At 37.1% G+C, this 24,594-nt stretch carries 26 protein-coding genes, 3 tRNA genes and 2 pseudogenes; 23 read left to right on the forward strand and 8 right to left on the reverse strand.

From position 1 onward, the window contains the following. Positions 1 to 170: 170 nt before the first annotated feature. A tRNA-Arg gene (locus tag A3GS_RS0101165) sits at positions 171 to 244 on the reverse strand. 195 nt (positions 245 to 439) lie between these two features. Between A3GS_RS0101165 and A3GS_RS0101170 the strand changes: the two genes are divergently transcribed. From A3GS_RS0101170 to A3GS_RS12845, 3 genes and pseudogenes are all read left to right on the forward strand, one after another. Next, positions 440 to 511: transfer RNA gene (locus A3GS_RS0101170), tRNA-Glu, on the forward strand. A 27-nt stretch (positions 512 to 538) separates the two neighbouring features. After that, positions 539 to 612, forward strand: a tRNA-Asn gene (locus A3GS_RS0101175). Positions 613 to 744: 132 nt separating this feature from the next. Next, positions 745 to 1,488, forward strand: a pseudogene (locus A3GS_RS12845) (IS30 family transposase). Between the two features lie 85 nt (positions 1,489 to 1,573). On the opposite strand, the gene A3GS_RS0101185 reads toward A3GS_RS12845, so the two are convergent. The 3 genes and pseudogenes from A3GS_RS0101185 to A3GS_RS11280 form a co-directional block, all read right to left on the reverse strand. Next, on the reverse strand, positions 1,574 to 4,162 hold the full coding sequence (locus A3GS_RS0101185; RefSeq protein WP_026216218.1) for a YfhO family protein: 2,589 nt from the start codon (positions 4,160 to 4,162) through the stop codon (positions 1,574 to 1,576). 54 nt (positions 4,163 to 4,216) lie between these two features. Beyond that, positions 4,217 to 5,836 carry an ABC-F family ATP-binding cassette domain-containing protein gene (locus A3GS_RS0101190; protein ID WP_018363598.1) on the reverse strand — a complete coding sequence of 540 codons (1,620 nt, stop codon included), beginning with the start codon at positions 5,834 to 5,836 and terminating at the stop codon, positions 4,217 to 4,219. Between the two features lie 100 nt (positions 5,837 to 5,936). Beyond that, positions 5,937 to 6,790: pseudogene (locus tag A3GS_RS11280) on the reverse strand (YitT family protein); the annotation flags it as partial. Positions 6,791 to 7,177: 387 nt separating this feature from the next. On the opposite strand from A3GS_RS11280, the gene trpS reads away from it, so the two are divergent. After that, positions 7,178 to 8,200 carry a tryptophan--tRNA ligase gene (gene trpS / locus A3GS_RS0101205; protein ID WP_018363599.1) on the forward strand — a complete coding sequence of 341 codons (1,023 nt, stop codon included), beginning with the start codon at positions 7,178 to 7,180 and terminating at the stop codon, positions 8,198 to 8,200. A gap of 245 nt (positions 8,201 to 8,445) precedes the next feature. Next, on the forward strand, positions 8,446 to 9,927 hold the full coding sequence (guaB, locus tag A3GS_RS0101210; protein ID WP_018363600.1) for an IMP dehydrogenase: 1,482 nt from the start codon (positions 8,446 to 8,448) through the stop codon (positions 9,925 to 9,927). A 101-nt stretch (positions 9,928 to 10,028) separates the two neighbouring features. Here guaB and recF read toward each other — a convergent pair whose 3' ends face one another. From recF to A3GS_RS0101230, 4 genes are all read right to left on the reverse strand, one after another. Continuing rightward, complete coding sequence (recF, locus tag A3GS_RS0101215) at positions 10,029 to 11,126, reverse strand: DNA replication/repair protein RecF (protein WP_018363601.1); 1,098 nt, start codon at positions 11,124 to 11,126, stop codon at positions 10,029 to 10,031. A gap of 2 nt (positions 11,127 to 11,128) precedes the next feature. Beyond that, positions 11,129 to 11,530, reverse strand: a complete 402-nt coding sequence (gene yaaA / locus A3GS_RS0101220; RefSeq protein ID WP_018363602.1) for a S4 domain-containing protein YaaA — start codon at positions 11,528 to 11,530, stop codon at positions 11,129 to 11,131. A gap of 123 nt (positions 11,531 to 11,653) precedes the next feature. Next, a complete protein-coding gene (locus A3GS_RS0101225) occupies positions 11,654 to 12,796 on the reverse strand; it encodes a tyrosine-type recombinase/integrase (protein ID WP_026216220.1) in 1,143 nt (380 codons plus the stop codon). Between the two features lie 194 nt (positions 12,797 to 12,990). Beyond that, positions 12,991 to 13,602 carry a helix-turn-helix domain-containing protein gene (locus A3GS_RS0101230; protein WP_018363604.1) on the reverse strand — a complete coding sequence of 204 codons (612 nt, stop codon included), beginning with the start codon at positions 13,600 to 13,602 and terminating at the stop codon, positions 12,991 to 12,993. 123 nt (positions 13,603 to 13,725) lie between these two features. Here A3GS_RS0101230 and A3GS_RS0101235 point away from each other — a divergent pair, with 123 nt between their 5' ends. The 18 genes from A3GS_RS0101235 to yfmH all read left to right on the forward strand — a co-directional run bounded on the left by A3GS_RS0101235 (position 13,726) and on the right by yfmH (position 24,567). Beyond that, positions 13,726 to 13,932: a helix-turn-helix transcriptional regulator gene (locus A3GS_RS0101235; protein WP_018363605.1), complete on the forward strand. Its 207-nt coding sequence runs from the start codon at positions 13,726 to 13,728 to the stop codon at positions 13,930 to 13,932. 35 nt (positions 13,933 to 13,967) lie between these two features. Next, on the forward strand, positions 13,968 to 14,246 hold the full coding sequence (locus tag A3GS_RS0101240) for a hypothetical protein (RefSeq protein WP_018363606.1): 279 nt from the start codon (positions 13,968 to 13,970) through the stop codon (positions 14,244 to 14,246). Positions 14,247 to 14,259: 13 nt separating this feature from the next. Further along, complete coding sequence (locus tag A3GS_RS0101245; protein WP_018363607.1) at positions 14,260 to 14,880, forward strand: Rha family transcriptional regulator; 621 nt, start codon at positions 14,260 to 14,262, stop codon at positions 14,878 to 14,880. A 201-nt stretch (positions 14,881 to 15,081) separates the two neighbouring features. Further along, positions 15,082 to 15,378, forward strand: a complete 297-nt coding sequence (locus A3GS_RS0101250) for a hypothetical protein (RefSeq protein WP_018363608.1) — start codon at positions 15,082 to 15,084, stop codon at positions 15,376 to 15,378. 4 nt (positions 15,379 to 15,382) lie between these two features. Continuing rightward, the gene (locus tag A3GS_RS0101255; protein WP_018363609.1) at positions 15,383 to 15,580 is read left to right on the forward strand and encodes a hypothetical protein; all 198 of its coding nucleotides are present in this window, start codon (positions 15,383 to 15,385) and stop codon (positions 15,578 to 15,580) included. A 227-nt stretch (positions 15,581 to 15,807) separates the two neighbouring features. Further along, entirely contained in the window at positions 15,808 to 16,032 is a 225-nt protein-coding gene (locus tag A3GS_RS0101265) for a hypothetical protein (protein ID WP_018363611.1), read from the forward strand. A 1-nt stretch (position 16,033) separates the two neighbouring features. Continuing rightward, positions 16,034 to 16,321: a hypothetical protein gene (locus A3GS_RS0101270; protein ID WP_018363612.1), complete on the forward strand. Its 288-nt coding sequence runs from the start codon at positions 16,034 to 16,036 to the stop codon at positions 16,319 to 16,321. A 115-nt stretch (positions 16,322 to 16,436) separates the two neighbouring features. Then, complete coding sequence (locus A3GS_RS0101275; RefSeq protein ID WP_018363613.1) at positions 16,437 to 16,784, forward strand: hypothetical protein; 348 nt, start codon at positions 16,437 to 16,439, stop codon at positions 16,782 to 16,784. Further along, complete coding sequence (locus A3GS_RS0101280; protein WP_018363614.1) at positions 16,785 to 17,054, forward strand: hypothetical protein; 270 nt, start codon at positions 16,785 to 16,787, stop codon at positions 17,052 to 17,054. A gap of 122 nt (positions 17,055 to 17,176) precedes the next feature. Beyond that, entirely contained in the window at positions 17,177 to 17,608 is a 432-nt protein-coding gene (locus A3GS_RS0101285) for a hypothetical protein (RefSeq protein ID WP_018363615.1), read from the forward strand. After that, on the forward strand, positions 17,605 to 19,035 hold the full coding sequence (locus A3GS_RS0101290) for a VapE domain-containing protein (RefSeq protein ID WP_083901859.1): 1,431 nt from the start codon (positions 17,605 to 17,607) through the stop codon (positions 19,033 to 19,035). Before A3GS_RS0101285 ends, A3GS_RS0101290 begins: the two co-directional genes overlap by 4 nt. A gap of 453 nt (positions 19,036 to 19,488) precedes the next feature. Then, complete coding sequence (locus tag A3GS_RS0101295) at positions 19,489 to 19,725, forward strand: hypothetical protein (RefSeq protein ID WP_018363617.1); 237 nt, start codon at positions 19,489 to 19,491, stop codon at positions 19,723 to 19,725. Positions 19,726 to 19,737: 12 nt separating this feature from the next. Then, complete coding sequence (locus A3GS_RS0101300) at positions 19,738 to 20,193, forward strand: hypothetical protein (protein WP_018363618.1); 456 nt, start codon at positions 19,738 to 19,740, stop codon at positions 20,191 to 20,193. Positions 20,194 to 20,331: 138 nt separating this feature from the next. Next, positions 20,332 to 20,559 (forward strand): type II toxin-antitoxin system RelB family antitoxin, encoded by a 228-nt coding sequence (gene relB, locus A3GS_RS0101305; protein ID WP_018363619.1) that lies wholly within the window; start codon positions 20,332 to 20,334, stop codon positions 20,557 to 20,559. After that, positions 20,549 to 20,815 (forward strand): type II toxin-antitoxin system RelE family toxin, encoded by a 267-nt coding sequence (locus A3GS_RS0101310; RefSeq protein WP_018363620.1) that lies wholly within the window; start codon positions 20,549 to 20,551, stop codon positions 20,813 to 20,815. Before relB ends, A3GS_RS0101310 begins: the two co-directional genes overlap by 11 nt. Before the next feature lie 385 nt (positions 20,816 to 21,200). Continuing rightward, on the forward strand, positions 21,201 to 21,623 hold the full coding sequence (locus A3GS_RS0101315; RefSeq protein ID WP_156808853.1) for a DUF1492 domain-containing protein: 423 nt from the start codon (positions 21,201 to 21,203) through the stop codon (positions 21,621 to 21,623). Between the two features lie 407 nt (positions 21,624 to 22,030). Continuing rightward, complete coding sequence (yfmF, locus tag A3GS_RS0101320) at positions 22,031 to 23,275, forward strand: EF-P 5-aminopentanol modification-associated protein YfmF (protein WP_018363622.1); 1,245 nt, start codon at positions 22,031 to 22,033, stop codon at positions 23,273 to 23,275. 2 nt (positions 23,276 to 23,277) lie between these two features. Continuing rightward, entirely contained in the window at positions 23,278 to 24,567 is a 1,290-nt protein-coding gene (yfmH, locus tag A3GS_RS0101325; RefSeq protein ID WP_018363623.1) for an EF-P 5-aminopentanol modification-associated protein YfmH, read from the forward strand. The last annotated feature ends 27 nt before the right edge of the window (positions 24,568 to 24,594 follow it).

The following is a 24,594-nucleotide window of genomic DNA, read 5'->3' on the forward strand; positions in this document are numbered from 1 at the left end:
ATCTCAAAAAATTGGTAAAAATAAGGGCAGGCAAGCTTTTTTATTTTGGACAAATACCCTCTATTTTAGTAAACAGAGGCGATTTAAATTCTATAAACAGAAAAAGACAAACATCAATCGAGATGTTTGTCTTCATTCTGAACTCATAGCTAATGCTATGAGTTTTCCTTTGATCCCAGCAGGATTCGAACCTGCGACCGTTCGCTTAGAAGGCGAATGCTCTATCCAGCTGAGCTATGAGACCATCAGCTACACTAGTTTATCAAAATTCCTGAGCTTTTGTCAATTAAAAGTTAATATTATATAAGATAGGGTGGCGGATTTCAGGGAAGGTAAAAAAGATGATAAAAAATAACAATTTTTTCAAAAAAGTATAGACAAAGAAAATTATTCTGATATAATAGTAAGAGTGTTAAGGGAGAATATTCCTAAAGCTTCAGGTCCGTTGGTCAAGGGGTTAAGACACCGCCTTTTCACGGCGGTAACACGGGTTCGAATCCCGTACGGACTATAATTACTGCTAGGCAGTTTTTTTTTATCCGGCATAGCTCAGTTGGTAGTAGCGCATGACTGTTAATCATGATGTCGTAGGTTCGAGTCCTACTGCCGGAGTGATAAGACACCCTAAGTTCATTCAACTTAGGTTTTTTTATTTTCAATTTGTCAAATTAAGCTAGACAGAAAAAGCCATCTATAGTTAGTCTCAGATAACCGACCACATTTGTCTGAAAGGAACTAACCTAAATGACCTATACTCATGAACCACAACTGAACTCGTAGTGATAGAGGCATGCTACCAAGAAGGCGTAAAAGTTGTAGATATTATGAAATCAGTGAGAAGGTCAAAACAGACCATCTACAATGTCATCAACCGCTTAACTGATGTTAGGGTATTCGACAAGACAGATTTCCCTTGGAAAGGCAAACGAAAGCCAAATGGTCATTGAGAAACACGAGGAAAACAAGCATTTGCAGAGATTTACGCGAAAGAGCTGACATCTCCCCTAGTTTTAATGCAGAGTTTGGACATCTTGAAGGGAATACCATTGTGGGTGAAAAGTACAAAAGTGCAGTGATTACTTTAGTGGAACACCTCTCAAAAGCTATCATCACACTGAAAACCAAGGGACAAAAGCAAGTGATATTGAAACGTCTCTTCATCAATGGCTGTCTCAAGATCCTAGCCATCTCTTTAAGTCGATAACCTTTTATTGCGGTAAAGAATTTTCTAACTGGAAGTCTATTTCAAATGTGCCTGGCATTGATATTTTCTTTGCAGCTCCAGGCTGTCCTGAGCAACGAGGTCTGAAAAAATATTTAATTGGATTGTTGAGGCAGCACGGACTTCCGAAGTAGGTGGATTTTAATGGGATATCTCAATATTCTTTATCCGCTATAGCTGGTAAAGAAAACAGGACTTCAAGAAAGTCTTTGAATTACCTTACAGCTTATCACGTTTTTCTGGGTTACTTGAAAAGTCTAGTTTAATTGACAATTTAAGAATTTAAAAGCTGGGACTTTATACCCCAGCTTTTGGTTTTATAAACGTTTGAATTAGAAAATTGATTTTTACTTACTTTAATTTACTGTTAGACTTGGCTGTAAAGTAAAAATAGAGAACAAAGAGAGCAATACCAAGCAGTGAGAGGAGACTAGCTTCTTTGAAACCGTTCGGAATGAAAGTTAAAATAACTTTTCCTTTTCCTTTTGGAACATCAGCTTTCATAAAACCATTTTGTGCTTTTAAAAGCTTAATCTTTTTCTCGTTCAATGTAGCTGTCCATCCTTTGTCGTAAGGAATGGTGAAGAAAAGAGAGGCTTTTTTCTTGCTACGGTAGTTAACAGTTACGTTATTTGACTTTGTTTTTACACTAACTTGTTTTGAATTGATAAGCGACATCGCTTTTTGATAGCTACTGATATTTAAAGCGTAGAAGTTTGGTGAGTTAAAGGAGACTTGATTTTGTTCTGGAAAGCTAAAAGTGACCTCAACTGTTTGACCAGCATTGAAATATCCTAAGTCAAAGAAACTGTAAGCATTATCAGTTGTGTAAATTTTAGTTTGTCCATTAATTGTTATTTGAACTGTTTTATTTTTATCGTCATCTAATGTAAGCGAAGGAACACTAACGTAAACTTGACTTGGTTCTACGATTGTCATCTGATAAGTAACAGTATTATTTGATCCTTTAGTATTGCTGAGATTAATCCTATTATTCAGCAAATGTTGACCAGAAAGTAACTGAGCAGAAAGTCTTGAAAAATATCGTTCTGATAGTCCTGTCAGGTTGTTTAGCAGGCTTGTTTGATTGTCCAAAGTGTTAACTGTAAAAGCTGTGTCTTTGTATGTATCATTTGTTAAAATTGCTAACTGGCTAGCATACTGATTCTTGTAAAGACTGGTTTGACCAGAAGTTTTTTGAAGAGAAAAGCCAAATTTATCAAGACTTGATTCAGTTAAATTATATTTAAGAGCAAATAGGCTGTCAGCTATCAGTGTATTGTTTTGATAGCGCAGATTGAGGTTGGTTCCAGTAGATTGAAAACCTAATCTGTCTAAAGTGCTGCTAGATGATCGATTACGAATGGAAGAAAATTGGGAAATACCATTATAATCGTATTTCATACTATCATTCCCGGTTTGGGGTAGCAAACGTTCTGTTCGGAAAAACTTCTGTTCTTTTTTCTTAGTGAACTTGACAAGTTTGTCAATATCTGTCAAGTTACGCTTATAACCATCACGTGAAGGAAAGGTCCACTCATTTCCTAAAGCATTGACTTGATAATAAGTATTTAATGAGATTTCAATAAGTGCAAATAGGAGCGTAAAGAATAGGAAAAAACGATAGGGAAATTGTTTTTTAGAATAGCTGAAGAGAAGGATAGTGTAGGCGCTTAGAAAGGCGAAACTAAGAATAAACTGGCTATACTGTAAAAAATCATATTTTTCTCTAAAAAAGAGAGTTGCTAAAAAGCCTATTCCTAAGATAGTTGCAGAAGTGACAAACTGTTTTAAAGTCAGCTCAGAAAGGTGAGACAGAGTCTCAGCAGCCAGCAGGATAATTAAAATAGAGAAGGTCCAAGCATAACGATGTAAAAACATATTTGGTGCATGCATACCCTGCCAAGCTAAATCAAGTGGTTGAAGATAAAAACTTATCACAATGAAATTAAGCATAAGTAGGTAAGCTAAGCGTGTTTGCCATTTAATAGATTTGATTGTGAAATAGGTAAGTGCCAGGAATAGAGGGAGAATTCCGACATAGATCATTGGAATGGCACCAAATTTAGTAGTATCATAAGAACCGACTATATTTTTTGCAAATATATCAAGTAGCCAAGATTTCTCCGTCAAGAAACCTGTAAAGGTTGTAAACTTTTCTCCGTGAGTAGAGAGGTCTAGGTAGGTTGGTAAAAGGATGATGCTACTAGACAGACCTGCTAATAGTGACAAAACTGTAAAGTCCATCAACCTGCGACCAGTACTTTTCAAAGAAAAGTCTTTTGTCAATTGAACTAAGAAGTAGAGAACTAAGAAGATAGCTGCCATGAATCCAAAATAATAATTTTGAATAAAGAGAATGGTTAAGCTAATGTAATATAAGAGAAATTTTCTTTGAGTAAGTACTTGATTTAAACCTAGAATAATAAGTGGAATTAGAATAAAAACATCCAGCCACATATTGATTTCTAGTTGGCTAATAGTAAAGCTCATCAGGGCATAGGAGGTTGATAATACTAGAATGAGACTGTTATTTACTCTAGGATAGAGTTTTCTTAGACTAAAAGAAGCAGATAAACCAGCGCAAGCAATTTTCAATAGGGTAAAAAGGTAGAGAGCATCTGGCATATTTTTTAAATCAAAAAAGTAAACAAGTGGAGAGAAAAAGATTCCTAAATAATAGCTGATTAAGGCGTAAAAATTAAGGCCTAGCCCACTTGTAAATGTGTAAAAAATGCTATCTTTGCCATGTAAAATATTTCTAAGATTTTGTGCAAAAATGACATACTGGTGAAAACCATCACTGGCTAAAATAGTTGTCTTACTTCCCCAGTAAATATCTTTTGATAATAATATAAAGAACAGAATGAAAAAGGGGAGGAGAAAACTGATTGTGTAGTAAAAAATATTATTTTTAGTAAACTTGCTAAATATCATCATTTCTCTTTCTAGTCGTCTGAATCTCAGTATAAAAATAAAAAGCGTTGCCGCTTTTTATTTCCAGAGTTGAGCTACTTTAGCCTGCACTTCTGCATTTTCAAGGAATTCATCATAAGTTTCATCAATACGGTCAATGACACCGTCTTTAGAGATGACGACGATGTGGTTGGCCAAAGTTTGAATGAATTCATGGTCATGACTGGCAAAGATGATTGATTCTTTAAAGTCTTTGAGTCCATCATTGAGACTTGAGATAGATTCCAAGTCCAAATGATTGGTAGGATCATCAAGGACAAGAACATTTGACTTAAGTAGCATGAGTTTTGATAGCATCACGCGCACTTTTTCTCCTCCTGATAAGACGTTGACAGACTTGTTAACCTCATCACCTGAGAAAAGCATGCGACCTAAGAATCCACGAAGGAAGGTATTGTCATCTTCTTCTTTACTAGCAAACTGACGAAGCCATTCAAGGATAGATTCGCCAGAAGCAAAATCACGAGAATTATCTTTTGGAAGGTATGAGCGACTTGTTGTCACACCCCATTTGACAGTGCCCTCGTAGTCAATATCTCCCATTATTGCGCGAATAAGAGCTGTTGTCTGAATGTCATTTTGTCCAATAAGAGCTGTCTTGTCACCTGGACGCAAGATGAAGTTGATATTATCAAGAATTTTTTCACCGTCAATGGTAACAGAAAGATTTTCGACAGTTAGCAAATCATTCCCGATTTCACGCTCAGCACTAAATTTCACAAATGGATATTTACGACTGGATGGGACAATTTCTTCTAATTCAATCTTATCAAGCATTTTTTTACGAGAGGTTGCTTGCTTAGATTTTGAAGCATTGGCAGAAAAACGGGCAACGAATTCTTGTAATTGCTTGATTTTTTCTTCAGCTTTGGCATTTCGGTCTGCTTGTAGGCGAGCTGCAAGTTCAGATGATTCTTTCCAGAAATCATAATTACCAACATAGAGTTTGATTTTACCGAAGTCAAGGTCAGCCATGTGGGTACATACTTTGTTCAAAAAGTGACGGTCATGGGATACGACGATGACGGTATTTTCAAAGTCAATCAAGAAATCTTCCAACCAAGTGATGGATTGGATATCAAGGCCGTTGGTCGGTTCATCGAGAAGGAGAACATCTGGTTTACCAAAGAGAGCCTTGGCAAGGAGGACTTTAACCTTATCACCATTAGCTAATTCGCTCATATTTTGGTAGTGGAGGTCTTCTGGAATATTTAAGTTTTGGAGTAATTGAGATGCTTCACTTTCAGCTTCCCAACCACCAAGTTCTGCAAATTCTCCTTCAAGTTCGGCAGCACGAACCCCATCTTCATCAGAAAAGTCATCCTTCATGTAAATAGCATCTTTTTCTTTCATGATGCTGTAAAGCTTTTCGTTACCCATAATAACAACGTCAATAACACGTTCTTCCTCATAGTCAAAGTGATTTTGACGAAGAACTGACAGACGTTCGTCAGGACCAAGAGAAATATGACCAGTTGTGGGTTCAATGTCTCCGGCCAAAATTTTTAAAAAGGTAGATTTTCCTGCACCATTTGCCCCAATCAGCCCATAGGTATTTCCAGCTGTAAAGTTGATATTGACATCGTCAAATAATTTGCGGTCACTAAAGCGTAGCGACACATCTGAAACTGTAAGCAATTTTTCACCTCATCTGTTATATCTGAATTTCATTGTACAAGAAAAAGCCCCATTTTTCAATGATAAAGGGGATTATTTTTACATTGGAAAAATAATCCCCTTTATCATCTAGTTGATAATGTTTGGTCAGACTAAAGCCTCTTCCCATAACTTGTGTAGCAGGCATCACAACAATGAAGGCTGTCTTATGTATTTTTAGCATTTGATTTTTTAGTCTAGGAACCTCTTGACGCGATACAGTAGTCATTAACATCGTTTTCTGCTGTCCTGTAGATCCTCCGATAACAGGAATTTCGGTTAGCCTCGGTCAGCTTTTTGTGAAATATAAGCTTTTATACCTTGATTTAAATGTGAAATAATCATAATCTTACGAGAAGAATCAGCCCCAATTTGCATAATATTGACCATATAACCATGGTGATAAGGCAATGGTAGAATACATAACCGTATCAGTATCAAAGGCGATTAATCCTTAGCCAGACTAAAGCCATCTACAATGCTCATAGCTACCGCTAAAGGAAGAGGTACGTATCTATGTAAAATTTGTGTAATAATATCTGGTCCTCCGATTGAAGAATTTCCAAGAAAAAAACAAGTCCCAAACCAAAACTACAAATGATGCCACAAAAAATAGCGGCTAGTAATGGAGTGTCAGTAATTGTAGAAATTTCTTCGGTTAGCTTAATAAAAATAGAATAGATTCAAGAACCATAAATCGTTTTGATAAAATTATTTTTTCCGAGAAAAATAAAATAGGCTAACAGTAAAGGAAAATTTGACAGCATAACGAAATTTCCTAGATTACAGCCTAACAATTCTCGCAGACTGATTGCTAATCCCACAACACCACCTGATGCAATGATTTTCTAAAAACATACTATTACTATTAAAACCAACAGCAGCAACCAAAGCCCCTAGACTAACTAGAATAAAATCAAGCCCTTTTCTTTTCAATTATTCCTTTTTTCTAAACCAAAACCTATTATGGCAAAGTACGTAATTCTCATCAAGAAAAATGTTAGCACTTTCACAGCAGCTTGACAAATATCATCTAATTTTATAGAATAACATCATATTCAGAAAGAGTAGTTAAAGTGTGTTTGTAGAGAGCTGACGCGTGCTGAAAGTCAGTATCATACTTTTATGAAATGGGCTGATGTTTCACATGAAACGAACACATAAGTTTCAGGCTTGGCACTCCTTATCGTGCAACTTCTTGTAAGAGAAGGTGGAGATGACAGTTATGTAAAGATATTGTCAACTGAGGTGGTACCGCGTATTTGATATGACGCCCTCACGTAGCTTGCCTGCGTGGGGATTTTTTATTGTAAAGGAGAAAAAATGAAAAAACCAATTATTTTAACAGGAGACCGTCCAACTGGGAAATTGCACCTTGGGCATTATGTTGGCAGTCTTAAAAACCGTGTAGACTTGCAAAATAAAAATAAGTATGACATGTTTGTTTTCTTGGCAGATCAACAAGCCTTAACTGATCATGCCAAAGAATCTGAAATTATCAGAGACTCTATCGGAAATGTGGCACTAGATTATTTGTCTGTGGGTATTGATCCGAGCAAGTCAACGATTTTCATCCAGAGTCAGATTCCTGAGTTGGCTGAATTGACCATGTATTACATGAACCTTGTTTCTCTAGCACGCTTGGAACGAAATCCAACTGTTAAAACAGAGATTGCACAGAAAGGTTTTGGGGAATCTCTCCCAGCTGGTTTTTTGGTTTATCCAATCTCTCAAGCAGCTGACATCACAGCTTTTAAAGCAAATTTTGTTCCTGTTGGAAATGATCAGAAACCTATGATTGAACAAACTCGTGAAATCGTGCGTAGCTTTAATCATACTTATAAGTGCGATATTTTGGTAGAACCTGAGGGGATTTATCCTGAAAATGAAGCAGCTGGTCGCTTGCCTGGTTTAGATGGAAATGCTAAAATGTCTAAGTCTCTTGGCAACGGTATTTTCTTGTCAGATGATGCTGACACTGTTCGTAAAAAAGTTATGAGCATGTACACTGATCCAAATCATATTCGCGTGGAAGACCCAGGGCAAATTGAAGGCAACATGGTTTTCCATTATCTTGATATTTTTGGTCACAAAGAGGATCAGGCTAAAATTGCAGATATGAAGGAGCACTATCAACGTGGTGGACTTGGAGATGTTAAGACAAAACGTTATTTATTTGAAATCTTAGAGCGTGAGCTGGCACCAATTCGTGAACGTCGTTTGGAGTATGCCAAAGACATGGGTGAAGTTTTCCATATGCTTGAAAAAGGAAGTGAAGCTGCGCGTGCAGTAGCTAGTCAAACACTCTCAGAAGTTAAAGAAGCAATGGGAATTAATTATTTCTAAAATAAAATCTGGAATGATCTAGCATTTCAGATTTTTCTGTCAGATCCGAATGAATTCTTTTAAAAAAACAGATTTAAGTATCTTCTTACAGAAAAAGCGAACGCCAAATGCAAATATAGAATAGAAAATATTATAATCAAAAATAATAAGAATGAGTTGACAAATGATTTTAGCGTGATATGATAGTTACAATAAAATAGAATGGGGCTAAGTTTCCCTAAAATAATAGAAAAGAGGACTAGATAATGTCAAATTGGGACACTAAATTTTTGAAAAAAGGCTTTACTTTTGATGATGTCTTACTTATTCCTGCTGAAAGTCATGTTCTTCCTAATGAAGTGAACATGCAAACCAAACTTGCTAAAAATTTGACATTGAATATTCCTATTATTACTGCAGCCATGGATACTGTTACAGATAGCAAAATGGCTATTGCTATTGCTCGTGCAGGTGGACTTGGTGTTGTTCATAAAAACATGTCCATTAAAGAGCAGGCTGAAGAAATTCGCAAGGTTAAACGCTCTGAAAATGGCGTCATCATTGATCCATTTTTCCTAACACCTAACCACAAAGTTTCTGAAGCAGAAGAATTAATGCAACGTTATCGTATTTCAGGTGTCCCAATCGTTGAAACGCTTGAAAATCGTAAGTTGGTTGGTATTATTACTAATCGTGACATGCGTTTTATTTCAGATTATCACACTCCTATCTCAGAGCATATGACTAGTGAAAAATTGGTTACTGCTCCAGTTGGAACTGACTTGGAAACAGCTGAGCGCATTCTCCATGAGCATCGTATTGAGAAACTCCCTTTGGTGGATGAATTTGGTCGTTTATCTGGTCTAATTACCATCAAGGATATTGAAAAAGTGATTGAGTTTCCAAATGCTGCTAAGGATGAATTTGGCCGTCTTTTGGTTGCAGGTGCGGTTGGTGTCACATCAGATACCTTTGAACGTGCTGAGGCCCTTTTTGAAGCGGGTGCTGATGCTATCGTTATTGACACAGCACATGGTCATTCTGCCGGCGTTCTTCGCAAAATTGCTGAAATTCGTGAACACTTCCCAGAACGTACTCTAATTGCTGGAAATATTGCTACTGCTGAAGGAGCCCGTGCTCTTTACGAAGCAGGTGTTGATGTTGTTAAAGTTGGTATTGGACCTGGTTCAATCTGTACAACACGTGTTGTAGCTGGTGTAGGGGTCCCACAAATCACAGCTATTTATGATGCAGCAGGTGTTGCACGCGAATACGGTAAAACAATTATTGCTGATGGTGGTATCAAATATTCTGGTGATATTGTCAAAGCTCTTGCAGCAGGTGGCGACGCTGTCATGCTTGGTTCAATGTTTGCGGGTACGGATGAAGCTCCAGGAGAAACCGAGATCTATCAAGGTCGTAAATTTAAAACATACCGTGGTATGGGATCAATTGCAGCTATGAAGAAAGGTTCAAGTGATCGTTATTTCCAAGGTTCAGTTAATGAAGCTAATAAACTTGTTCCAGAAGGTATTGAAGGACGTGTCGCTTACAAAGGTGCGGCTGCGGATATCGTCTTCCAAATGCTTGGTGGTATTCGTTCAGGTATGGGATATGTTGGAGCTGCAACTCTGCAAGAATTACACGAAAATGCCCAATTCATTGAAATGTCAGGTGCTGGTTTAATTGAGAGTCACCCACACGATGTTCAGATTACTAATGAAGCTCCTAACTACTCAGTACATTAGGATTAAAATAGAAAAAAGAGACCGCTGTGGTCTCTTTTTAGCTTGTCAAGTATATTGACTTTTTTGTAAATATACTTGACAACTCTGTAAAGAATTAATTGTCAAAGAGATTCTTTAATGATCGCTCCGTTCTCTATAGTGAATGTTTTGACGTTTTCAGGTAGACTTGATAAGTGTTCGAGACTAGTTGTTGTGACGAAGGTTTGAACGTTTTCTTTGATACCTTCTAAGAGTTTTACTTGACGATAATTGTCAAGTTCACTCATAACATCGTCAAGCAAGAGAATCGGATAATTTCCTGTTACATTTTTGATGAGTTCTATTTCTGCCAGCTTTAGTGATAGGATGAGACTTCGATGTTGTCCTTGACTACCAAATTTAGCATCCATATTATTGATGCTAAAGGCTAAGTCATCGCGGTGGGGTCCAAGGCTAGTATTTTTCTTGAAAATATCACGCTGGTGATTTTTAGATAATTGGACTAAAAAATTTTGCTTTATTTCACTTTGATTAGTAAAAACTATTGATGACAGATATTGAATTTTGAGATGTTCTAGACCATTAGAAATAGTAAAATGGTGTTGATCAGCTTCTTTTTCTAACTCAGATATGAAATCAAAGCGATGTTCAATGACGCGACTACCGTAGTCAGCCAACTGCTCATCTAGGACTGCTAGAAAATTTTTATCAACTGTTTCTGCTGATTTGAGGTAGCTGTTGCGTTGTTTAAGAACGTGATTGTAATTTGATAAATCTGACAAGTAGACAGGTTTTATCTGTCCCAAGTCAATGTCAATAAACTTTCGACGCAGACTGGGTGCCCCTTTGATCAGCTGTAAATCTTCTGGTGCAAAAAGCACCACTGTCATGGTTCCAATGTAATCTGAGAGTTTTGCTTGCTTGAGATGATTGACTTTTGTTACTCGCCCGCGATCTGATAATCTAATTTCAAGAGGAACCTTTCCATTTGTACGTTGAACTTGCCCAGAAATAAGAAGTTCTTTTTCTTTAAAATGAATGAGTTCTTTATCTGAGCGTGTACGGTGGCTACGTGTCAGGGCTAAAAAATAGATAGCTTCAAGAAGATTAGTCTTTCCTTGGGCGTTCTTCCCAATAAAAATATTTAAAGATGGAGAAAAACTGGCTTCAAGATTTTGATAATTGCGGTAGTTTTTTAATGTAATATCTTGAATCCACATGATTAAGTTCCTGGGAAACGGACAGGTTTACGAGAGTTTTGAGACGATTTTGAACTGTTATTAGCAGCTTTCTGGCTTGTCTGATTCTTGATTTTTCTATTGGTTTGATTCATTTGTTTAACTAAAGCTGCGACACGTTTTTTCTCAGCTAAATCTTCTTTATATTCTGCGATTTCGGTGGTTGTAGGTTCAACAATCACAATTTCAATATCTTCCGAAGGAATGGCGACTTTATCACCAAAACGAATTTTTTTACCACGGCGTTTTTCGTCTTCACTATTAAAAAGAACAGTCGTTTCAGCTAAAAATCCCTTAATCGCACCACCGCTTTGAATAATTCCTAACTCTTTTAAAAGAGCTTGCAAAGTGATATAGTCATCAAATAATTTGAATTTGTATTCCATAGTATTCTCCATTTTATAATTGAAGTAATTATAGCACAAGGAAGATATAAAAGCTATTAAAACGTTGATTTAATAAGCTTTTCAAGGGGTGTCAATATTTTTTGTCTAGTATTTTGTCTAGTATTAGAGTTTTCCTAGTGCTTTTTCGTAGTATGTGACCGCCTCTTTTTCTTTTGATTTTGATAAGTGACTGTAGACATCCAAGGTCATACTAATCTTAGAGTGTCCTAATCGGTGTTGGAGTTCTTTATAGCTGATACCAGCATTCAGCAAGAGACTAGCGTGAGTATGACGGAAAGCGTGAAAGGTGAACCGAGGCAACCCCGCACGCTCTAAGTGATTATCTAACATCCTTTGCAGATTGTTCCTGAATGGATAAGGAGCTAGACCATTGGAAAAGACATAATTGCCATAGGGTGAAATCATTTCCTTGAATTTCTGCTCTTGTCGCACCTTGTAGAGCCTTAGCATGAGTAAGCTTTTTCTGTCTATGCTTATCACGCGCTTCCCAGCTTTTGTCTTTGGTGTACTCAGTTTGTTTATGACTGGGTTGAACGTCTTAGTTATGTTGATTGTTCCATTCTCTAGGTCAATATCAGACCATTCAAGGGCGATAGCCTCACCGATACGCAAGCCAGTAGCTAATAGGAATTGATACAATACACGGTTATAGTTATTCTTGTAATTATCAGGTAAGCTGTCTAAATAGCCTATAAATTGCTTTAATTGGCTATCATCTAGGTATTTAAGATTTTTCTCTTCCTGTCTCATACATGGTACTATGATATTATCAGCAGGGTTGCGCGTGATAATTTGGAGATGAACCGCATACTGTAATATACGCTTATTTAATGCTATAATAGGCTTGTATTCTTTTAGACCACTGGAAGAAATGGAGTTAGCAAAATATTGCACAAATGGCATGCTAATTTTTTCAAGCTTCATTGTTCCAAAGAATGGGATAAGATGCTTATGGATGGTTATTTCAGTATGGCGGTAAGTTTGGGGCTTAACTGTCAGCTTGTAACTGCTAAGCCAAAGCGTAACAAGGTCACTATAATTATTTACTTGTTGCATTTTGAGCACGGTTGATCCGTTCGCTTGAAAGTCAGCAAGCTTTTTTATTGCCTTTTGGCTAACTTCGCTCTTTGTTCGCCCTGTTATGGTAACTTGGACTTGCTTCCCTGTCATGCTGTCAGTTCCTAAATACACCCGTTGGCGGTACACTGTTTCACCGTTCTTTTTTGTGAATTGTTTTATTGTCATGATGAACCTTTCTAACATCAGCAGGCAAGCCGTAAGGGTTTTAGATTGGTTATCATGTAATTTTAGCGTACTAAGTAGGTACGCTTTTTTTTAATGCTGAAATAAAGCTATATAGGTGGTTGAAATGTTGCAACGTTGAGAAATTTTGGAAACAGTGGCGTGGAATTTCGAAACGTTACGAAATTTGGGAGGGGTTAGTTGGTCGGTTTATTTTTCTTTAACCTGGAAATAGTTGGCGAAGCCCATACACCAGTATTTAAATACTTATTAATTTTATAAGCATAACTATTTAAGAAAGATGCTTGAATTTCCAAATCCATCAATGCTTCACCATCTACACTATCAGAATAAGACATTAAACCGTCTGAAGTTATTTCAAAATATTTTTGTAACTCCTCTAATGTTCCTAGGGGCTTTTTATTCTCTTTCTGATATAAATAAATATTAATAATATCATCTATACCCAGATTTAAAAAGAAAGCTAAGTCAACGATTGTTTGTGTATTTTTAAATGCAACCTTGTCAATAGGGTAGTTATTAAAATATTGTTTCATTATATCGCTGATATACTCCCAATTATAGTGACTTATTCCCGTTTCACCATTGATTAACTGACTAACAGTCATGTTTCCCAACTTTGCTATTTTTAACAAATTTTCTTTATTGGGCAGATTGCGTCCTTTTTCCCAATTATTTACTGTTCCTTTACTTGTATTAAAGAACTTCCCGAACTCTTCCATGGTAGCTCCTTTGTCAAGTCGAATGCTTTTTATTCGGTTTCCTACTGCTATATTGTCTATTTCCAAAATTTGTGACCTCCTTTCTTGTATTATAGTAACCTTTTTTTAAAAAAAAGTAAATAAAAGTATTGACAAAATAAATAAAAAACTTTATTATTTTAGTATGCAAAAGTAAAGGAAGTGAAAAAGATGAACTCTAAAAATAAAATCAGAGGTTACAGAAATATGCTTGGAATGACCCAAAAACAGTTAGGGGAAAAGCTAGGAATGACTAAACAAAGCTATCACAACAAAGAAACTGGGCGAAATTCTTTTAGCGATAGTGAAAAAATCGCTTTTAAGCAGTTATTGCTCCCTATGTTCCCAGAAATCACTATCGAAGATATATTTTTTTAATTCAAAAGTATGCAAAAGTAAATAGGAGGCAGACAATGAAATTTTATTACATCACTAACACTTTTACAGAATTTGCTGAAATCACTGACAAAGGTATTAAGCTGAACGGGCGTTCATCTATTGAGCTTTACGATAGCAAAGCCGAAGCGTTCAAACGGGCTGGTTATATGGATACTGATAACTTTGGGGTGGTTGCTATTGAACTAAATGACGGCACTGACTACGTTCATAACACTATGGCGGGCTGGATTTTGGTTAGTAGAGACATCAAGCCCGAAGAAATCAAAGAAAAAGAAATGTTTTCAAATAACTAAAGGAGGTACAGCAATGAACCTAGTTTATTTAGACGGCAAGAAAGAGCCGTACACACTTAGTAGCATTATTGCTGATTGTGCTGGTGTCAGTCACCACGCTATACAAGAACATATCAGAAAACAAAGAGAGCGTTTAGAACGCTATGGAAAGCTAGCATTTCAAATGCGACCTTTGCCGAGTGGGCAACAGGCTAAAGATTATATCTTAAACGAACAACAGGCAACATTACTGATTACATTCTTAAAGAATACCGAGCAGGTAGCCCAATTCAAAGAAAACCTAGTTAAAGCCTTCTTTGAGATGAGGGACGAGGTGGCAGAGTTCCGCTATCAGAGGGCATTAGAAAAGCCCAAACGCAAAGAGCTAGTAAAAGCTATCAGCGAATGGGAAAACGCCCCTAAACACGCACACAGTACAGTCACTAACCTACTACTCAAAGCAGTAACAGGCTTTAATGCTAAACAGTTACGAGCTTTGAGAGGTGAAGGAATTGCCTTGAATAGTCTTTATAGCAGAGAGCTAGAAGGATATCAAGCCTTGGAAAATATGGTTATAGCCATGATTGAGCTTAATTTCACTTACCACGATATAAAGACTATGGTAAACAAAAAGAACGCACTAGAAAGCGCGTGATAGTACCAAAAAAAGCCTTGAAGTTTGCAGACCGACAGGCTTTCAGATATTCAAACTAAAACAATTACAAGCAGGCAAGCCGTAAGGGTTTTAGAAGTATTTTAATACTTAAATTATATCAGATTTATGCACTTTTGACCATTCTAAAGGGGGCTATCCCTCAAAATAGCCATAATTTCAAAATAGAAGAGGTAACGAACCATGACAAAATCAAAAACAAAAGAACTTGCACTTACTGCTAACCAACTCAAGGAACAAGGGCAACGCCTCACGGATGCCATGACAAGGGTAGCTATGGTGAAACATTTCTCTAATACACTTATGCTAGCCATGAATAGTGAGGCAGACAGGGCTATTTTATTGAGCTGTTTGAATAACTTTTTAAGTCAAACATACGACCAAATGGACAGCCTTTATAAAGAGCTTGATAATATCGCTTATTCATTGTTGGAATGTGACAACCCCGAAGAATTGAAAGCATACAAGGAAAGAGGGTAAGAAAATGACTAATACAGACATTGTAAGAAAATATGAAGAACTGCTAGCACAGTTAGAGGATACCGTAGCCGTGTTAGATTTAACCTTATTAGGATATTCAAAAGGCGTCACAGAGGCGACTATTAGCACGGTTAGTTATAACTTAAGGCAACTGATTGCCCAACACAATCAATACACACTAGATTATCGCAAGGAGAAATGACATGATCCAAGAACTGAACTTAACACCCGCAGAAATGAAATTACTGTTTCTAGTATTGGTTATCCTACTGGTTAAGCTATGGAGGCACAAGAGCTATTTTAAGTTGGATATAGAGCCTAAAGAGCCAATCCACGCGCAACCAGTAGCAAAGACCCCAGAGCTTCACAATTCTAACTATGGCGCTTATATTCAATCACAGGGCAGATATTACAACTAGGAGGCAGGCAATGAGTGAAAAAATTATAGGTTATGATAGCTATCGCAAAGATATTGACAAAGAACTGGAAGGTTGGAAAGGTTACAAAAATGATGGAACTGTTCAAAGTATGCTAGTGGAAGGTGCTGTAAGAAATAGCGAACTTATCGGACGTTTGTTGTCGATTGTTGAAACACAGCAAGAAACTATCACTAGCCTTTCGCAACGAGTTAAGGCAATGGAAGAAGGGGAATAATATGACATACCAATTGGACGAACAAGAAACATTTATCCGTTACGACAAGCTAGAAAAGGCTTGGTACTATGAAACTAATATCTATGGACATATTCAGCGTATTCTAAAAGACCCAGAATGTTATGAAGAGCTATCCCGAGAGGAAGAGAATGGGCGGGTTATTTCCATTCAAGCTAAAATCAGAAATTTAGAAGACTTTAGGGTCAACCCTTGGGGTAAAAAACGCAGGAAAATGAGCGAAGAACAAAAAGCAAAGATGGCTAAACATCTTAAACGCAATTTTAGCTAATTTTGCCCCCACAGTTATGGGCGCGAAACAACCTAACCCATATCCCTTGATAAATTATAAGGGTGAACTAGTTAGGGTCTGAAAACAACAGAAAGAATAGGAGGAAAAAGGAAATATGAAAAATCAGAAACCAAAGTCAATGCCAAAACAAACTAGGCGCGTGCTTGGTTTGCTCCCAGTTGGGGCGGAAAGACCTATCACAGGGAAAGAGCTAGCAAGCCTTACAGGAATGAACAGGCGAGTCATTCAAGCCATTATTAACCGTCTGATATTAGATTATGGCATCCCCATTTGTGGCAACCGTGACCAATTTGGTGGATATTACATCCCAGCCAATGACACGGAACGCCTAGCGGGAATTTCATCATTAAGAAACCAACAGGTTTCAGAGGCAAAACGTCTTGACGCTTTGATAGTTGCCAGCCTTGACGCTTACAAACAATATTTGGAAGAAGGTGATTAAATGGAGCTGTCATTCAGCCAAGAGGCGGAGCGTGAGTTCTTTTTCAGCATTCTAGGTAAAGTTGATAACTACTTGCAAGATAGCAAGAAGCATAAAACCAACACAGGTCTACTATCTCAAAAGCGCGTGTTAGAAGAATTTGAAATCACCCATACAACGTTAAGACGCTGGGAGCGTTTGGGGCTAAGGCGTTATACACCGCCCATTGAGGGGAGCACCAATATTTACTATAAGACGGAAGAGCTTTTAAAGTTTTTAGGAGTTGAATAATAAAGGGGGGGAATATCTTGTATCGGTTGATTGATTTGAAACTGAATAACAGGGTATTGCCCCTTTTCAGCTTTCTAAAGGACAACCCGACACGAACTTTACGCAAAGGTGAACACGTCCTCATGACTTACTGGAAACCTATTGGAGAGTGCTTGGGCGATTTTGGCTATAAAGGTATCACGGTAACGGTTAGCGACACAGACGGACTAGAAAACTATCTATCAGACGGCTGGGAAGTTGCTAGGAACTACGACATTGCCTATTGTGGTGATGAATTGCTGACAACTTTGCAAGAATTAGAACAGGAATGTTTGAAACAGTCACGCGCTGGAAATGGGCTTCTCTTAGATGGTTCCATTTTATATTGGGTTTCTTATGGCATCACTGAACCAGAGGAAGCAACTAATTTTGTGAGGCAGTTTTACCTGGCAGGGTACAGCTATGAAGAGACAACGCAAGTATTCAGCAAACTAGCTAAGCCAGACACTAAGCTATTACAAGCGTTCATAACAACACTAAACAGACTTTATCAGAATGAAATGAAAGGAGAATGATGGCAGAGAGTTTTAAAGAAAAATTAGATGAGTTAGTCCCTGACCAACTGGGATCACCAAAAAATAATATTAGTAAAATACCGCTTAGGACAGGGAAAGACGGAAAGCCTTTAAAAATCCGTAGTAACTTAACCCGTGTTCTAAGATACTATGATGATAACCTATCAGGGGCTTTTAGATACAATGAAGCGACTGACTTAATTGAAATTGTTGAAGATAGGCAGTTACACAGTGATACTATTTTAAGAGCTGGAAAATTGAGTGATGACAGCTTGAAACAAGTTGCTAGCTATATTTCTGAAAAATATGAACTAGATTATTCTGTAGATTGGGTAGCGGATGAAATCACAGTAGTAGCGCGTGAAAAAACGTACAATCCTATCAAAGACTTTTTAAAATTATCACTAACAAGCAAAGAGGCTGACCCATTTCCAATTATTCAAAAATATATCAATATCGAGGATACAGAATACAACAAGATAGTGCTTGACCTGTTTTTTAGAGGTGCTATTGGGCGCGTGTTAGATGCAGGCTGCCAATTTGATTATTGTTTAGACCTAACAGGCGTACAGGGAGCAGGAAAGACCACGTTTTTACGTGAAATGTTCAAAGGCTATTATAGTGAAGTTACTAACTTCTACGATAAAGACCAGTGGGGCTTAATGGCTGAGTCATGGTTGGTGAATGATGATGAATTAGTGGCCAGCAATAAAACCAAGTTCCCAGAATTAAAGCAGATCATCACGCGTAGGGAGTTGAAATATAGACCAGCTTATGGGCGAGGTATGAAGCGTGTTCCTGTTAGTTTTGTCTTTTCTAGGACTACAAACGATTTTGAGCATCTAAATGATGCGACGGGTGATAGGCGTTTCCTCCCTATGAGGGTACTTAAGAAGCGCAAGGAACAGCCTAACACCATCTCAGATAAAGACCGTTTGGCCATTTGGGGGAATTATTACCGCTCCTATCTAGCTAATCCCGTCTTATTCTATGCTGAAGACAGCAAAGAAGGAAAAATTATTGAGACTGAGCGGGAAAAGTACAAGATTGTAGATGATGACATAGAGCGCCTTGAGTGGTATTTAGAAACCAAGATACCCAAAGACTTCTACGAGCCTACGACCTTCCCGCACCAAAGAAAAAGCTATTATTATGACTTGGAGCAGTACGGAAAGGCTTATAAGACTACCGCAGATAAGGAACGTGGCATAGAATGGGAAAGCATTGTGGCAAGAACCAAAGTGACCACCAATGCAGTCATGGAGGAACTTTTTTCAGAGCTCCCAGAAACTCAAAAAGCCAAAGCCCGTAAGAAAACACGCCTATATCTTAACAGCAATCCTAGGTGGGTGAAAAAAGAAAGAGTAAGATTAGGTTTTAAAGTGAGCTCTGGTTGGGAGAGGGAAACAAGAAAACACTACAAATAAGCCAAAAACACTACAAAGACACTACACGCCAAAACCCTTGGGGCGCTTGGGGTTGAGTTAATTTTCAGACAATTTTTGTAGTGTTTTGATTTTAAAAACACTACACGAAAAAGCCTATTATATCAGTGCTTTAGCTCTATTTTGTAGTTAAAATAGATATAATTTTCATTATATATATAAAGGAGTATTATTTATTATATATAGTGGGAGTGAGAGAAAAAACGCCCAAAAAAACTACAAAACCACCTTGAAACCTTGATATGACTGTATTTATAGTGTAGTGTTTTGATTTAAAAAACACTACAACGACAATACAAAAGGACAGCTAGAAACAGTTTTAAAGCCTTGGTATTATTGGGTTTATGATGGTTCGCTAGTCTGTAGTGTTTTCCTATACTCAAAACACTACGCGCAACTACAAAAACACTACACACAGAAAGCAGGTAAACGAGAATGACAGACAAGAAAACAATAGACTTGAATAACTACGGGATCACTGACAAGGATGGTGATGACGTGACCTTTTACCAGATAGCCAATTTCTATAATAGTTTCTTAGAAGTTGCTGACCATTGGTTAGATGCCGAACTAACAGACGGACAGGCATGGCGGTACATGATGCAGATATATGCTGAACTGTTTCTATACCCAGAGGATGAACCAGCTAGCACAGAGGAAACCACAGCATAAGGAGATGGAACAATGACAGATAAAGACTATTTAGAACAGGCTGAAAAAGAACTTGAGATGATGAATCAGATACGGGATGAGTTTATGGCAGACAATAAACCGTTAAGCCTTCCAATGGCTTATAAGTACGTGGAGGTGGTGAAAAGATTTCAGAACGAAGACACCACGCTAAACGTCTATGAATTATACAAGCACCCAGAGGCGCGTGCTAAACTCTTTGCACAGCTTACCGAGGCTTGCTATATGGTTCTTAACGATAGCGTATCTATCCCAATCCAACCAACACAGGAACAGCGCCAACGCTTTGAAGATTGTTTAGAAGAGCATTACAACAATATCATTAAGAAGATGGTTGTTAGTACAGATAAGCAAGCACTAGGCGAGTTGCTAGACTTCTTACAATTGCCCGAAGATATAGAGAGCCAAGTTATACGAGATATAGCGGTCAGTGGTTTGCTAATGAAATGAGTACAGGTTATCCCAGCAAAGGGGTAGCCTTTTAATGTGCTTGGTATATCAGCATAGCCCAAATGATAGGCGCGTGACTTGACTTTATTAAAACAATGTTATACAATGTATTACAAAGAGAGAAAGTAGGTAAATGTTATGGGTATGGTATCGTTAAGACTAAATAACGCAGAGGAAGAACTATTTAGGAGTTACGCAGTACATACAGGTAAAACACTATCAGAGCTATTTAAAACGGCATTGGCTGAACAAATAGAAGACCAGTTGGACTATGAGGTGGGTATTCAAGCCTTAAATAGATACAATGAGAACCCTGTTAAGCACTCTATAGATGACATTATCAAGGAGCTGGAAAATGACTTATAAGCTAGTTGTTAGTGATGAAGTTAAAAAGCAGCTTAAGAAGATGGATAAACATGTTGGGCTAATGCTCGCCAAGGATATGAAGAAACGCTTAGACGGTCTAAGTAACCCGAGACAGTTGGGAAAGGCATTGACTGGACAGTTTAAAGGGCTATGGCGTTACAGGGTAGGGAACTACCGTGTAATTTGTGACATCATAGATGATGAATTGATAATACTAGCCCTTGAGGTAGGACATAGAAAAGATATTTATAAATAAACTGAACGCCTTTATAGGCGTTTTTGCTTTGCCTTAATGCTAGAATCAATTTTAAGCCTCACAGCGCCCTGTAAAATGCACGCAGAGAGACATAAACGGTTGGGGTGGTATAATTCTATCTAGACACAAAACAAGTTGCCAGAAGTCGCAAGATAAGCACGAGAGAGAGATAAAAACACCCCCCGCCTATCTTTATCTAAGGAAGAGCCGCACAATGGTGTTGTCTTGTGTCGCACACAAATTTTTCAAATTTTTAAAAGGTGTCTATACCAATATAGCAAAGCTCAATAACAATAGCGCGCTATCAATATTATAAGAGTGTTTTGTGGGGTGGTTTGGTATAATAGTTTTATTGGAATTTACTCAGTTTTTAGAGAGGTGTCTCATGAACGCAAAACAGAAAGAAGTAACCGACAAACTCAAACGCATTAGAAAGCTAGACAAAGAAATAAAAGTGATGGACTTGGAAATTCAATATCTGGAAGATGGTCTATTCTCTAAGTCAACACTAACACAAACCAAGGTACTCAGTAGCAAGACCACTGACATAGCGGACAAGTATAATAAGCAGATTGAACGTAAAGAGGAATTAAGGCAGAAAATCAACGACCTATTGGAAGAACGTACGCATCTAGCTAATTTGATTGACCTTGTAGACGACCCAGAGCAAAGAATGGTGCTGAGATTGTTTTTTGTGAATGGCATGAGTGTCGAGGAAGTAGGGAGAGTGCTTGGAGTGTACTCAGATAGACAAGTCTATTACCAAAGACGGAAAAGCATTGAGGCGCTAGCCAGAGCGTTATCCTGATTGTCTCGCATATCTAACATTACTATGTTACAATAATATAGCATTTTGTTTTAACACCGCTCTTGGACTATCTAAGGGCGGTTTTTCTTAACAATTAGTTACATTGACAGCAAAAACATTTGCCCAATTTTGTGTAAACTTTCGGTATTTTTGCATTAAAAAAAGCACCTTGAGGGCGCTAATTTCTTGCCTGCTGAACTCATTTTTTGTCTAGTATTTTCTAGCTTTTTGTCTAGTATTTTGTCTAGTATTGGGTGATTTACACGCTTATTTATGTTTACATGATTTACAATGGAATGCTGATTTAAAGCCTTTTATAGTGTCAATATTTACATGAGTTTAAAGGTGTAATTATAGCACAAAAATGGTATAATTTTAGCTAATAATTTGTTTTTGAGGAGAATAGTATGGAAATTGCTAAAGGTGTTCAATTGCACCTGATTAAGACGAAACAGTTTAAGTCTAATCACATTAGGTTTCGATTCTCGGGGAATTTTGATAAGAAAACAGTTGCCAAGCGTGTCTTGGTTGCTCAAATGTTGGTTACTGCTAACGCGACTTATCCCACTGCTCAAAAATTTCGTGCGAAGTTGGCTAATTTGTATGGAGCTAGTGTGTCAACTAATGTGTCAACCATTGGTAAAGTACATATTGTAGATATTGATTTGTCTTTTATTCAAGATAATTTAGCACCACGGGGTGAGAAAGTTTTAGAGGAGATGATTGACTTCTTACATGATATGCTGTTTAAACCTTTAGTTTCTGTTGCACAGTACCAGACTAAAACCTTTGATCTTGAAAAAGGAAATTTGATACATTATTTAGAAGCTAATAGGGAAGATGCTTTTTATAGCAGTAGCTTGACTTTGAAAAGTATGTTTTATAATGATTCTGATTTGCAGGAGTCAAAATATGGTCAAGTAGAATTGTTGGAAAGAGAAACAGCTTATACAGCTTATCAAGAATTTCAAAAGATGTTGACAGGTGATCAGCTAGATATTTTTATCCTTGGCGACTTTGATGACTATCGTATGATTCAATTGTTTAATAAATTTCCTCTAGAAGATCGCAAGAAGAAACTCACTTTTAACTACGATCAACGTCATCAAAGAATTATTAAAAAAAGGATTGAGAGGAAGGACACTAACCAGTCAGTTTTGCAATTGGGTTATCACTTTTTCTTTCCAATTAATGAACGTTTTTATGCTATTTTACTAGTGACAAATGGACTTTTAGGAGCTTTTTCGCACTCTCAATTATTTACAGAAATTCGAGAAAAGGAAGGTCTTGCTTACAGCATTGCTAGTCAATTTGACTGGCCAACGGGATTTTTTAACATCTATGCAGGTATTGATAAGAAAAATCTCATAAAAACGGTAAGATTAATTAATAAGCAGTTGACAGCCATTAAATTGGGAAAAATAAGTCCAGAACTTTTGAATCAGACTAAAAAAATGTTGATAACGAATATTAGATTATCTAAAGACAATCCTAAATCTTGGATGGATGAGGTTTATCATGAAACTTATATAAGCCCAGGTCATAATAGAAATAGTCTGATTGAGTCTATTAACTATGTTTACAAGGATGATGTATCTCTTATTGCCAAATATATTAGATTACAAGCCATCTATTTTTGGGAAGGAAATTAAATATGCAAGAATTGAAAGAACATTTTTTCCCTAGAATAAAAGAAACTTTTTACAGTGGCGAGTTGCCAAATGGTTTACAAGTTTACTTAATTCCCAAAACGGATTTTAATGAATATAGCTGTTATGTGATGACTCGCTTTGGTGCTCTTGATACAAGTGTTAAGGGAGGTGAAGGAACTCACAAAGAATATCCTTTAGGACTAGCACATTTTTTAGAACATAAACTATTTGAACTCGAGGATGGTAAAGATCTCTTCAAAGAATTATCAAATCAAGGTGTTGATAGCAATGCTTTTACAGGCTTTGACAAAACTTGTTATTTTTTTTCAACAACGGATAAGGGTCAGTTTGGGGAAAATATGAGGTTATTTTTAGATAGTCTCCTGTCAACTTCCTTTACAGAAGAGTCAATTGAGAGAGAAAAAAAGATAATTGAGCAGGAAATTGCCATGTATCAGGACGATCCAGATTTTAGACTCTATCAGGGAATTTTGTCTAATCTTTTCCCCGCTACAGCTCTAACAGAAGATATTGCTGGAACTAAGGATAGCATCCAGAAAATTACTTTGACTGATTTGCAGGAAAATCATCAGTTCTTTTATCAACCAACCAATATGACCTTGCTTTTGGTTGGTGACTTTGATGCACCGTCCATGTTTGAAATTCTTAAAGAGTTTCACGAGGATGATTCGAAAACAGATAAGATACAGAAGCCAAATTCAGAAGTAGAGTATTTTCCAGTAGTCAAAACGAAATCTATTTACATGGATGTTGCTCAGTCCAAATTGGCTATCGGCTATCGAGGACAAAAGTTTCAAAATTCATTACTCTTAAAGCAAAAAATTGCTCTAAAACTGTTTTTTGCTATGGTTTTGGGTTGGACATCTAAAACTTATCAAAATCTATATGAGAGTGGACAAATTGATGATTCTTTTGATATTGAAATTGAGATTCAAAATCAGTTTCAGTATTTGATACTGTCCTTGGATACTGCGGAGCCTATTGCGATGTCAAATCGAATTAGGCAATATCTTAAGAATTTGAAAAATACCAGTGATTTATCAGCTACACACTTACAGACGGTAAAAAGTGAGTTGTATGGCGACTTTATCCGAAGTCTAGATGATGTTGATTATTTAGCTAGTCAGTTTGTCAGTTATTTAGGAGACAAAGAATCTTACTTTGATTTTCCAGATATTTTGGCCGATTTAACTCTAAAGGATGTTGTGAAAATAGGCAAAGAATTTCTGCAAACAGCAGATGTAGCTGATTATATAATATCACCCAAATAATCGTCATTAAAAATATAATTTGGTATA

The sequence above is a fragment of the Streptococcus caballi DSM 19004 genome (assembly GCF_000379985.1).
Classification (GTDB): Bacteria; Bacillota; Bacilli; order Lactobacillales; family Streptococcaceae; genus Streptococcus; species Streptococcus caballi.